This window comes from Dialister sp. CAG:357, assembly GCF_000435155.1.
In the GTDB taxonomy this organism is placed as follows: domain Bacteria; phylum Bacillota; class Negativicutes; order Veillonellales; family Dialisteraceae; genus Dialister; species Dialister hominis.
The window spans coordinates 1-11,876 of sequence record NZ_FR896386.1 but is presented as its reverse complement, the minus strand read 5'-3'; the positions used below and the strand labels follow the sequence as shown (position 1 = coordinate 11,876).

The window sequence follows — 11,876 nt, the reverse complement described above, 5'->3', positions numbered from 1 at the left end:
TATTCATCCCCCAAATTTCCGTGAAGAGCCAAAAAAGAATCATGAAGATCAATGTTCATTTTCATGGCTCTTTTACTTTTATATTCTTTTTTACAGTCCTTCAATGATTGCAAGGATCTTTTCGAGGACTTCTTCTTCGGTTCCATGGTTTCCTATGATGGTGTCGGCGGCGTTCCGGTAGAGGGTGATTCGTTCCTGATAGAGGTCGTAGACTTTCTGGGGGCCGTCTTTGAGGAGCGGGCGTTTTTCTACTTCTACGTCGCTGGCAATATCTTTGGCGTCGCGGTCAAGGAAGAAGATGTGGCCATTTTTCTTGAGGTTTTCTATGCTGGCACGTCTTTTGATGACGCCACCTCCGGTGGCTATGACGAGGTTTTCCTTTTCGGAAAGGTCACGGATGGTTCTTTCTTCGGCATCGCGGAAGGCGTCTTCGGAAATGGCGAAGAGGGAGGCGATGGTTCTTCCTTCTTTTTCTTCGAGGTAATCGTCGGCATCGATGAAGGGGCGGCCGAGTCTTTCGGCGATGGCTTTGCCGAAGGTGGTCTTGCCGCTTCCGGGCATGCCGATCAGGATGATGTTCCTCATAGGCCTGCCTTCTTTTCTTTCGCTCTTTCTGCTTCGACGCGTTCTTCCTGGAGCTGCTTCATTTCTTCGACGATTTCCATGGCGACGAATTCAGGGATGTCGTGGCCGAGCCATATTTCTTCGGCGCGGACGGCCTGCATGACGAGCATGTAGAGGCCGTTTGATTTATCGGCATTCATGGCATCGGAGAGGAGTTTTGTCTCGGAGGGGTTGTAGATGAGGTCGATGACCTTGTCGAAGCGTTCAGCGACCTCGGCAGGCACGGGGGAAAAGCCTGCTTTCGGGTACATGCCTACGGGAGTGGCATTGACGAGGAGGTAGCCGTCTTCCTGGTTGAGGATGCTGTAGTCGATGATGAGGCAGTCTCTCTTTTCCGCAAATTCCTGGAAGGATTCATCAACGGCTTCAGGGCAGCGGCTGACGATAAGAATAGCGCCTGCGCCTCTGTCGTGGAGGCACTGGACGACGGCGCGGGAGGCTCCGCCATGGCCCATGACGAAGACTTTCTCGCCTTTGACATCGGCCGCGATCTTGTCGAGCGTCCTCGCAAATCCATCATAGTCAGTGTTGTAGCCGTACCGTTTGCCGTCACGGACAGCGACGGTATTGACGGCGCCGATGGTCCTGGCTTCGGGGGATATTTCATCCAGGAAGGGCATGATGTCTGTCTTGTAAGGGATGGTGACATTGAAGCCGTCCATGCTTTCAAGGAGGGTTTCGACGGTATCCTTCAGATTCATCCTGGCGATGGGAAGCAGGTTGTAGGTGCCGCGGATGCCCAGTTTTTCAAAAATTTTCTGATGTATTTCAGGGGAAAGGCTGTGTCCCAGCTTTTCTCCGATAAGCCCAAATTTCATCGCTGCTCCTTTCTTTCCTCTTCACTGATACAGGAAGGATAGTTTCCCAGTATTTTGAAATAGGTGCACATCGATTCGAGGCCCTTCAGCGTGTGCTGGTTGGACGGGTCCATGAGCCGGCCGGTGACGTCGATGTGGAAGAAATATTCGAAGGGCCGCCCTGCCATGGGACGGGATTCGAGGTGTGTCATGTTCATGCCGCCGTAGAAGAAGTAGCCTAGGACGTGGTAAAGGGCGCCCGGCTCGTGGCGTACGGCAATGACGAGGGTGATCTTGTCGGACTTCTCCGTGATTTCCATGTGCGGTCCGATGACGAAGAAGCGGGTGCAGTTGCTGTCGTTGAAGAAAATATTTTCCTTCAGGATGCAAAGGCCGTACAGCTTGGCAGCAGCCCTTCCTGCAACGGCCGCCTGGTTCTTCTTCCCGTCCTCTGCAACCTTCTCGGCACTCCTTGAGGTCGAGAAATACGGCTTCAGCGTCCAGTCCCTGTGCTCATTGAAGAAGGGACGGCACTGGGCAAAGCCCTGCGGGTGCGAGTAGACGGTGTCGATATCCTCGATCGTCGCGCCCGGCACGCCCAAAAGGTTGTGCTCGATCTTGATCAGCTGCTCGCCGACGACGGCGCAGTCATACTTCATGATGAGGTCATAGACTTCAGTGATGCCGCCGGTCGAGGAGTTCTCGATAGGGACGACGCCGTAGTCGATGGCGCCTTCGGAGACAGCTTTGAGGACATCCTCAAAAAGCGGGTAGTAGCGCTCTTCCCTCTCTCTTTCGCCGAACTGGCGCTCCATGGCTTCATACGTGTAAGAGCCCTTCGCGCCGTAGCATCCGACGCGGAGTTTTTTCATTTCATCGGCCATAGTGGTACCTCCTTCCCGTGAGAAGCAGGTCCAGCAGGACGAAGGCAGCGGCATTCTCGACAACGGGAATGGCACGCGTGACGATGCAGGGGTCATGGCGTCCGCCGATCGACAGCATCGTGTCTTCCTTCTTGGAAATATCGACCGTCTCCTGCCTTTTTCCGATGGAGGCCGTCGGCTTGATCGTGACGGTGAAGCGGAGCGGGTTCCCGTTGGAAATACCGCCGAGGACGCCACCATTATGGTTTGTGATTGTCTTCACTTTACCGTTTTCATAGCGCATGGGATCGTTTGCTTCCGAGCCTCTCATGCCGGCGAGCGTTTCTCCGTCGCCAAAGGAAATGGATTTCACGGCCGGAATGGAAAATGCCATGTGCGCCATTTCGCTTTCGAGGGAATCAAAGAAGGGTTCGCCCATGCCGACAGGAAGTCCAAGTGCCATGCATTCGATCTGCCCGCCGACGGAGTCCCCTTCCTTCTGCGCAGCAAGGATAGCTTCTTCCATCGCTGCCCCCTGCTCGCCGTCAATGACGGGAAGGCGCATGGAGGAAAGTTTCTCAAAGAGATCCGGTTCTTCTCCCAGCGGGTCGAAGGGGAAATCCATGATGCCTGCGACGGAAAGCGCATGGGCTCCGATCACGATGCCTTCTTTGGCAAGGATCTGCTTCGCAATGGCTCCGGCAAAGGTGAGGGGCGCGGTGATGCGTCCGGAGAAGTGGCCGCCTCCCCTGTAATCGTTGTATCCGTCATATTTCACATGGCCCGTGTAGTCGGCATGACCCGGGCGCATGGCATCTTTGAGACGGCTGTAGTCTTTCGAGTGCTGGTCGCCGTTTCTGATCTGCATGGCAAGGGAATCCCCTTCCGTGTGGCCGTCAAAGTAACCGGAAAGGATTTCAAATTCATCCTTTTCCTTCCTTGGCGTTGCCAGAGGGGAAGAACCCGGCGCGCGGCGGCGCATTTCAAAGGAGACCTTGTCCCAGTCGATGGCTATCCCGGCAGGAAGGCCGTCGATGACGCAGCCGATGGCGGTCCCGTGGGATTCGCCGAAGATAGTGAGATGAAGCGTGTTTCCGAATGTATTTCCCATGAGCCCTCCTTATTCTTTGATGACTTCAGGCGGAATGCGGGAAATCGAGGCAAAATCGTCCCAGAAGCCCGGGTACGACTTGGCGACGGCTTCGGCGCCTTCAATGATGAGCGAATCTTTGCAGCGAGGCGAGATGGCAGCAAGCGCCATGGCGATGCGGTGGTCGTTCCAGGAGGAAACGGTGCCGCCGGTAAGGGCCGGCACGCCTTCGATGATAAGGCCGTCCTTTGTTTCTTCCACCTTCGCGCCGATCTTATTCAGCTCGACGGCCATCGCATGGAGCCGGTCGGATTCCTTCAGGCGGACGCGGGCTGCATTGACGATTTCCGTCTTTCCTTTGCTGACGGAAGCCATCGCGGCCAGAACGGGCACGAGGTCCGGGCAGTCCCTGGCATCGATCACCGTTCCCTCTGTCTGGCTCTCGACGGCAATGATGTCGTCATGCTCAAAAGCTAGGAACGCATTCATGCGGATCAAAATATCCAGGATGGCACGGTCGCCCTGACGGGAATTTCTTGTGAGCCCTGTCAGCTTGACCGTTCCTCCGGAAAGCCCGGCTGCGAGCCAGAAAGCGGCCTGCGAGTAGTCGCCTTCTACCGCCGTGTCAGCCGCTTCGTACTCCTGCGGGCCGAAGACTTCATAATGGCCTGCCCGGCGGAGCGTCAGCGCGATATTTCTCTTCCGCATCGTGTCGATCGTCATATTGATGTAGCCTTCCGATTCGACCTCGGTCGTGCTTTCCAAAGCGGAGCCTCCTGCAAGGAGCGGAAGGATAAAGAGGATGCCCGTGAAGAACTGCGAACTCACATTTCCCGGGAGCTCGAAAAGGCCGCCTTCCCATTTTCCTTCAACGGTGAGAGGCAGTCCTCCGGATTCAGCCTGGTACGCAATGCCTTTTTCATCGAAAAGGTCGTAGTAAGGCGTGAGCGGTCTTTCAGACAGGCGTCCGTGTCCGGTCCACTGGACGCGGTTTCCTGAATAAATGCCGATCGGGATGAGGAAACGAAGCGTCGAGCCTGATTCGCCGGCATCGGCGATGATCGTCCCTTCCTGCTTTTTGAGGCCGCCCGTGACATGGATAAGGGTTTCCTTCTCTCCCTTTTCCACATCGATGACAGCGCCGAACTGGCATAGGATGCGGATGGTCGCTTCGATGTCCTTGGACATGGTGACGTTCCGAAGAGTCGACGAACCTTTGGCAAGCGCGGAGGCGATGAGTTCCCTGTGCGTCATGCTCTTTGACGCGGGAACGTGGATCGTGCCGTCCAATGTCTGCGGTGTGATTTTGATAATCATGATGCACCTGCTATTCTGTGACGATGTATTTATCAAGCTCGCTCGTCTTCACTTTGAGAAGGTGAGCTTTTCCGATCTTATCCAGTACGACGAGGGTGATTTCTCCGCCGCGCCGCTTCTTGTCATGCATGATCTGCGGGATGAGTTCCAGAGCGGGAATGGCGATCGAAGTCGGAAGGGAGAGATGATGGACGGCGCGGATGACGCGTTCTGCCGTTCCCTTTTCCGTGATGCCCAGCCGCTCCGTCTGCTCAGTCAGAAGGCACATGCCGATGGCAACGCCTTCGCCGTGGGTGTAGGTCGAGTAGTTGAAATACCTTTCAATGGCATGGCCGATCGTGTGGCCGAAGTTCAGCATCTGACGGCTGCCATTGTCGTAGCGGTCTTCCTCGACGAATTTCTTCTTCTGAAGGACGCTCCTCAGGATGATTTCTTCCATATGATTCCGGAGATCTTCCTCGCTTCCGATATTTTCCAGAAGCTCGAAGAGCTCAGGATCGCCGATGCATCCGTACTTCAGGGCTTCTGCGAGGCCGTCATGGACGTAGCGCGTGGGAAGCGTATCGAGGAGGTCGGGGTCGATGAAGACACCCTTTGGCTGGTAGAAAGCACCCGCCAGATTCTTGCCGCCGGGAAGGTCGATGGCGACTTTTCCGCCGACCGAGCTGTCGATCTGCGCAAGAATCGTCGTCGGCACCTGGAAGAAGGGCACGCCTCTCATGTAGGAAGCCGCCGCAAATCCGCCAAGGTCGCCCGGGACGCCGCCCGAGAAGGTGACGATTGCATCGTCCCTTGAAAGGTTGAAGTCGCAGAGCTCATTGTAGACGCCTTCCAGGACGTGGATATTCTTATTCTCCTCGCCGGCCGGCATTTCAATGATGCGCACGTGGAAATCGCCCTGCTGCAGGGATTCGCGGATCTTGTCCCCGTAAATCGCCTGGACATGGTTGTCCGTGATGACGGCGATCTTCTGCGCCTTTGTCAGTTTCCTGATCTTTTCCCCGATATGAGGGAGAAGCCCTCTTTCGATTTCAATCTTGTACGATTCTTTCCCGAGATCCATATTCACTACTGCCATGGCTGTCCCATTCCCTTCTTCTCCGGCCCGCTTCCGAAAGGAAGGTCCGTATGCTGTCTTCATTCTTTTCTTCGATGGCACGCCTGAGCGTTTCAAGCGCCGCCTCGAATCGTTCTATTTCCGTAAGGACATTTTCCCTGTTCGACAGGAAAAGCGATGTCCAGAGTTCTTCATTGATATCTGCCACGCGCGTCTCGTCCCTGAAGGATCCGCCGGTGAAACGGTTCGTGTCCTTCCTGTAGGAGGCGCTGTTCATCAGAGCCGCTGCCGCCGCGTGGGGCAGGTCGCTCGTGTATGCGATGATTTCATCATGCTCATGGGCCGTCACGGCCGGTGCATGCGCGCAGCCCAGCGCCCTGATCATCTCTTCGATGAGTGCGACATTTTCCTTCCTGTTTGATTTCCTCGGGATCACGATGTAATTCGCGCCCTTGAAAATATCTGCCGATGCCTGCGAAAGGCCTGCGCCTTCCCTGCCGCACATGGGGTGGCCGGAAATGAAATCCTGCGTCGGAAGGATCAAAGACTCTGCGATGTCTGCAAAGCCGTCCTTGACGCCTGCGATGTCGGTCAGGATGGCATCCCTGGCAAGAAGAGAAAGATTCTCTTCCAGAAATGCTTTCGTCGCTTTCTCCGGCGTGCAGAAGACGACGATCCTGCACTCTTTGAGATCCTTAGGATCTGCGGAATCGATGATTCCCATCCGGAGGGCTTCCTCTTCCGCACTCTTCGTGCGGTTGATTCCGATGACCCTGTTTCCGATTTCCTTGAACCGTTTGGCGAAAGAACCTCCCATAAGGCCCAGCCCGATGACGCCGACGGTAATCTTGCTGAAGTCACTTGTACTCATATTCTCCCTTTTCTTTCTGCCTGACTATGAAATTCACTGATTCTTACTCTATTGTATACGAAAATGAAAATCCGTGGAAATAGTATTTTTTCCTGTTCTGCTCTGCTTCTATATTTATTTTTATACTATATATACTGCGGATTTCCTTCTTACAGTTCGCGTCCGACGATCGGTGCGATCTCGCGGAGCTTCTTCATCATGTGGTCGAAGGTCTCCGGCGTGATGGATTCAGCGCCGTCGCACCATGCATTTTCCGGATCGTTGTGGACTTCGCACATGATGCCGTCCGCGCCGGCTGCAATGGCTGCCATGGCCATGGATTCGACCATCCATCTCTTGCCCGTCGCATGGCTTGGATCGACGATGATCGGCAGGTGGCTCATGCGCTTGACGGCGGCGATGGCGGAAAGGTCAAGCGTATTTCTTGTCGCCTTTTCGAAGGTGCGGATGCCTCTTTCGCAGAGGATGACATTGTGGTTGCCCTCGCTCATGATGTATTCGGCGCTCATCAGCCATTCCTCAATCGTGGCGGACATGCCTCTCTTCAGGAGGACCGGCACATTCAGACGGCCGACGGCTTTCAGAAGGTCGAAGTTCTGCATGTTTCTCGCACCGATCTGGATGAGGTCGATCTTCTTTTCAAGGAAAGTGCCGATCTTGTCTGCGCTCATGAGCTCGGTGACGACCGGAAGGTCATTGTCGCGGGCGGCCGAGAGAAGAAGGTCGAGCCCCTTTTCGCCAAGTCCCTGGAAAGAGTACGGGGACGTTCTCGGCTTGAATGCGCCGCCGCGAAGGATAGCTGCGCCGGATTTCTTCACTTCTTTGGCAATGCCGTGGATCTGATCGGGCGTTTCAATCGAGCACGGTCCTGCCATGACGACGAGCTTCTTTCCGCCGACCTTGACGCCGGAGACATCGACGATCGTGTCCTCCGGATGGAAAGCGCGGCTCGCTCTCTTGTACGGCTCCTGCACGCGCATGACGCGGTCGACCCATTCGTGGCCCATGAAATCCCTTTCATCGAGGGCCGATGTGTCTCCCACAAGTCCCAGTACGACTTTTCTTGACCCGGTGCTCTTGTCGATCTGGAATCCTCTGTCCTCGAGAGATTTCACCATACGTTCAATTTCCAGTGCCGGTGTGTCTTCCTTCATAACGATAATCATAATAATCCTCCTTGCCCCTTGGGCGCTCCATCCGCTACTGCGGTTTCTTTGGTCTTGCTCTATGCTTCCATCCTGCTTCCGGGTAATAAAAAAAGGACAGGCTCTCCTGAGTCTGTCCTGATCGTCCGGTAAAGGGTAGGGTTATGGCTCATGAGACGGGTACGCTAAATAGCCGCGGGTAAAGTAATAACCGCGGTAATAAACGTATGCTGCTGCCATAGCTGCCTGTCTCATGATGACCCCTCCCTTCTTAGATGTTGGTTTAGTATAGGCTGATTTCAGAAACTCTGTCAAATAGTATGCATAAATCGCATGAAATATTTGTCATATGCCGTGCAAGGCATGGAAATTCATTTCCTGAACGAACTGTTTCCTACGGGACGGTGAGTTCTCGTCGGTGTATATCGACCGTTTTAGATTGAAAAAGTTTCTCATTTAAGATAGAATACAACTAGAACGAATTGCCCGATTTCACGAAAGAGACCGGGCTTTTTGTCAGAAATGCAAAAAGAAACGAGAATCTTATGACCAATTCTTACGATAAATCCTATTTGAAAATCGCACTGCCGGCCGCCTTCGAAGGGCTCTTCATGATCCTTCTCGCCTCGACGGACCTCATCATGGTCGGCACGCTCGGAGCTTTCCCGATCGCAGCGGTCAGCATCTTCGCCCAGCCAAGGCTCGTGCTCCTCTGCTTCTCAAGGTCGCTGGCCTCCTCGGTGACGCTCCTTGTTTCGAGAAAAGCAGACGAAGCAGGAAAAGAGGCGGCTTCTTCCATCATGAAGAAATCCCTCACCGTCTGCGCCCTGCTCCTCGGCATGCTCCACATCCTTTTCTTCCTTTTCCTGGAAGATATCCTTTACCTTATGGGAGCGACCCCTGATTACATTTCCCTGGCCATGGACTACAGCGTCCCGGCCCTCATTGCGACATACTTCACTTCACTGACGCTGATCCTCCAGGCCGTGCAGCTTGGCTATGGCAAGACGGCTGTCATCATGAAGACGAATGTGGCAGGAAATATCATCAACGTCATCCTGAACTTCATCCTGATCTTCGGCATCGGCCCCGTCCCTGCGATGGGCGTCGCCGGAGCCGCAATCGGCACCGTCTTTGCCACCCTCTTCACCCTCATTGCGACAGCGGCAATCCTTAGGGGCGACGGATTCTTCGCCGAAAGCTCCTATGTCCCTGACAAGGATTATTTCCGCCAGATACTTCCAATCTTCGGCAGCATCCTTAGCGAGCAGGGCAGCGAAAGAGCCGGCATGGTCATCTTCTCCCGCATGGCGGCAGGCCTTGGCCCCATCCCCTTTGCCATCCACAGCGTCTGCATGAATATCTGCGACATTTACTGGGACTTCATCACAGGCTTCGGCAAGGCAAGCATGGTCACCGCCGGACAGTCCTGCGGCCGCGGCAGCGAAGAAGACTGGAAAGCATACAAGAAGAGCGGCATGCGCCTTTCCTTCTACATGTCCTGCGCCGTCTTCGTCCTGACGCTCATTTTCAGGAATGAAATCTTCACCATCTATTCCGGCGACGGCATCGCGCCTGAAGCCGCTTCCATCATCATGATCTTCGTAGCCTTCGTTTCCTTCCCGGAAGCCTACGGCGTCATCGGATCCTCCATCCTGCGCGGCAGCGGAAGGACAGCGGAAGTCGCTGCTTACTCCTTCTTCTCCGTGACACTTCTGCGCCCGATTATGACCGGCCTCTTCCTCTACGGCTTCGGCCTCGGCCTCACCGGCGTATGGATGGCACTCGTCCTCGACCAGATGATCCGCGCCACCTGCGCAAGCTATTTCATGAGGAAACTCAAAGCCCGCGGCTGGGACAGGATCCTCGCCGATATGGCCTAATATGGCACAGCATTTACGCCCATTTCATGGGCGTTTTTTCTTTCTTCATGCTATAATGAAAGCAAAGAGAGCGTACTTGAAGGAGGAACGGATTATGAAAAAAATCCACATCAATCTGGGAAGCGATTCCTACGACGTCCACATTGAAAGCGGACTGATCGACAAAGCAGGCTCCGCCATCGCGGACCTGACCGGCGCTGAAAAAGCAGCCGTCATCACAGAAGACACCATCGACAAGCTGTACGGCATGCGTCTCGTCAGCTCACTGGAAAAAGCAGGCATCAAGGCGAAAATGATCGTCGTGCCGGGGACGGAAAAATCTCGCTCCCTTCCGATCGTCAACAGCATCTACGGAGCGCTGGCAGACTTCGGCCTTGGAAATGACGACATCCTGATCGCATTGGGCGGCCGCATCGTCGGCGACGTCACCGGATTTGCCGCAGCCACCTGGCACAGGGGCGTGCGCTACATCCAGTTCCCGACATCCGTCCTCTCGCAGATCGGAAGCGCCATCGGCGGAAAGGTCACCCTGGACATCACAGCCGGCAAGAACCTCGTAGGCATGTTCTACCAGCCTGCTGCCGTCTACATCGACCCCTCCATGGCGAAATCCCTCCCGCGCCGCTACCTCCACAACGGACTTGGCGAAGCTGTGAAACTGGGCTGCGTCGCTGACAAGGACCTCTTCGAACTCTTCGAAAAAGCAGGCTCTGACATGGACATCCTCCGCGTCCTTCCGGAAATCATCCAGAGATGCGTAGCCATCAAAGCCCACTATGTAGAAATCGACCCGGGCGCGAAAGGTGAACGCCGCATCCTTGACTTCGGCCATACCATCGGAGGCGCTATCGAACGCTGCTACCGCTATGACGATGCCAAGATCACCCACGGCGAAGCCACAGCCATCGGCATGAACCTCATGACCCGCCGCTCCGAACTCCTGGGCCTCACCGAGCAGGGCACCTCAGAACGCCTCGAATACGTCCTGAAATCCCTCTCCCTTCCGACGACTGTCAACATCCCGGATGAAATCCTCACCGCCCAGATGTACAAGGACAAACGCATCACCGAAGGAAAAATCCAGCTGACACTCCTCAAGAGAATCGGAGAAGGCTTCCTCCACACCGTACCCGTCGAAGAACTTCCAAGGTACGTGAAGACGAAATAAGAAATCGAAGAAAGGAGCCGTGAAAACGAGTGATCGTCATTCACAGCTCCTTTTGTGTTAGTCTTTTGGCGAAAAGGATCTGATATTTTGGAAATCCGTGTACTCCGTTATTTTCTTGCCGTCGCGCAGGAAGGAAGCGTGACGAGGGCGGCGCGGGCGCTGCACCTGACGCAGCCGACGCTTTCCCGCCAGATCAGAGAGCTTGAAGAAGAACTCGGGCAGACGCTCTTTTCAAGAGGCGGGCGCGAGCTGTCTTTAACGCGCGAAGGACTGCTCCTCCGGCAGCGGGCTGAGGAAATCGTGGGCTTGGCTGAGATCACGGAGAAGGAATTCCGTTCCCTTGGCGAGAAGACAGTAAGCGGCGATCTTTCCCTCGGCTGCGGGGAAAGCAAAGCGCTGTCCTTTGTGACAGATGCACTGAAAGTTCTGCAGGATGAGCACCCGCTAATCATTCCCCATTTCTTCAGCGGAAACGGAGAAATCGTCATGGACCGCCTCGACAAGGGCCTTCTTGATTTCGCCGTCCTCATGGGCGCGGAAAATACCGAGAGGTACTACTCCCTCCCTCTTCCAAACCATGACACATGGGGCCTTCTCATGGATAAGGATGATCCGATGGCACAAAAGAAGGCCATCACGGCAGAAGATCTCTTGGGCATCCCGCTCATCCTTTCCTCTCAGTCACTCTCACGCGACGAGCTTTCCGGCTGGCTCGGATTTCCCATGAGCCGCCTCCACATCGCCGCGACGTACACGCTCCTTTTCAACGGCTCCCTCATGGTCCGCTCGGGCCTGGGCTATGCCCTCTGCTTCGACCACATAGCGCCGTCAGGAAAGGACAGTCCCTTCGCCTTCCGTCCCCTCTCTCCGCTCCTCACCTCGCCCCTTTCCCTCGTCTGGAAAAAACATCAGATCCTCTCCGCCCCGGCAGAAGCCTTCCTCGCAAAGATCCGGGAAGCAGGGGAGAAATAGAAAAATGCTGTGAAATCACGATTCGATTTCACAGCATTTTTTATTGGTCTGCTTACGATCCTATTTCCTCAGTCCTTCAGGTACTTGGT

The 11,876-nt window shown here is 55.0% G+C and carries 11 protein-coding genes; 3 read left to right on the top strand and 8 right to left on the bottom strand.

Annotated elements, in window-relative coordinates:
• Positions 1 to 90: 90 nt before the first annotated feature.
• The 8 genes from M3200_RS02435 to aroF form a co-directional block, all read right to left on the bottom strand.
• Complete coding sequence (locus M3200_RS02435) at positions 91 to 585, bottom strand: shikimate kinase (RefSeq protein ID WP_022381952.1); 495 nt, start codon at positions 583 to 585, stop codon at positions 91 to 93.
• The gene (locus tag M3200_RS02430; protein WP_022381951.1) at positions 582 to 1,442 is read right to left on the bottom strand and encodes a shikimate dehydrogenase family protein; all 861 of its coding nucleotides are present in this window, start codon (positions 1,440 to 1,442) and stop codon (positions 582 to 584) included. The genes M3200_RS02435 and M3200_RS02430 overlap by 4 nt, the downstream gene beginning before the upstream one ends.
• Positions 1,439 to 2,305: a prephenate dehydratase gene (pheA, locus tag M3200_RS02425; RefSeq protein WP_022381950.1), complete on the bottom strand. Its 867-nt coding sequence runs from the start codon at positions 2,303 to 2,305 to the stop codon at positions 1,439 to 1,441. The genes M3200_RS02430 and pheA overlap by 4 nt, the downstream gene beginning before the upstream one ends.
• Positions 2,295 to 3,395 carry a chorismate synthase gene (gene aroC, locus M3200_RS02420; RefSeq protein WP_022381949.1) on the bottom strand — a complete coding sequence of 367 codons (1,101 nt, stop codon included), beginning with the start codon at positions 3,393 to 3,395 and terminating at the stop codon, positions 2,295 to 2,297. Before aroC ends, pheA begins: the two co-directional genes overlap by 11 nt.
• 9 nt (positions 3,396 to 3,404) lie before the next feature.
• Positions 3,405 to 4,691 (bottom strand): 3-phosphoshikimate 1-carboxyvinyltransferase, encoded by a 1,287-nt coding sequence (aroA, locus tag M3200_RS02415; RefSeq protein WP_022381948.1) that lies wholly within the window; start codon positions 4,689 to 4,691, stop codon positions 3,405 to 3,407.
• A 10-nt stretch (positions 4,692 to 4,701) separates the two neighbouring features.
• Complete coding sequence (gene aroB, locus M3200_RS02410) at positions 4,702 to 5,769, bottom strand: 3-dehydroquinate synthase (RefSeq protein ID WP_022381947.1); 1,068 nt, start codon at positions 5,767 to 5,769, stop codon at positions 4,702 to 4,704.
• Positions 5,723 to 6,619 (bottom strand): prephenate dehydrogenase, encoded by an 897-nt coding sequence (locus tag M3200_RS02405; protein ID WP_022381946.1) that lies wholly within the window; start codon positions 6,617 to 6,619, stop codon positions 5,723 to 5,725. Before M3200_RS02405 ends, aroB begins: the two co-directional genes overlap by 47 nt.
• Before the next feature lie 149 nt (positions 6,620 to 6,768).
• Complete coding sequence (aroF, locus tag M3200_RS02400) at positions 6,769 to 7,785, bottom strand: 3-deoxy-7-phosphoheptulonate synthase (RefSeq protein ID WP_022381945.1); 1,017 nt, start codon at positions 7,783 to 7,785, stop codon at positions 6,769 to 6,771.
• 524 nt (positions 7,786 to 8,309) lie between these two features.
• On the opposite strand from aroF, the gene M3200_RS02395 reads away from it, so the two are divergent.
• The 3 genes from M3200_RS02395 to M3200_RS02385 all read left to right on the top strand — a co-directional run bounded on the left by M3200_RS02395 (position 8,310) and on the right by M3200_RS02385 (position 11,787).
• The gene (locus M3200_RS02395; RefSeq protein ID WP_022381943.1) at positions 8,310 to 9,647 is read left to right on the top strand and encodes an MATE family efflux transporter; all 1,338 of its coding nucleotides are present in this window, start codon (positions 8,310 to 8,312) and stop codon (positions 9,645 to 9,647) included.
• A gap of 94 nt (positions 9,648 to 9,741) precedes the next feature.
• Entirely contained in the window at positions 9,742 to 10,815 is a 1,074-nt protein-coding gene (locus tag M3200_RS02390; RefSeq protein WP_022381942.1) for a 3-dehydroquinate synthase family protein, read from the top strand.
• 87 nt (positions 10,816 to 10,902) lie between these two features.
• Positions 10,903 to 11,787: a LysR family transcriptional regulator gene (locus M3200_RS02385; RefSeq protein WP_022381941.1), complete on the top strand. Its 885-nt coding sequence runs from the start codon at positions 10,903 to 10,905 to the stop codon at positions 11,785 to 11,787.
• Positions 11,788 to 11,876 lie beyond the last annotated feature (89 nt).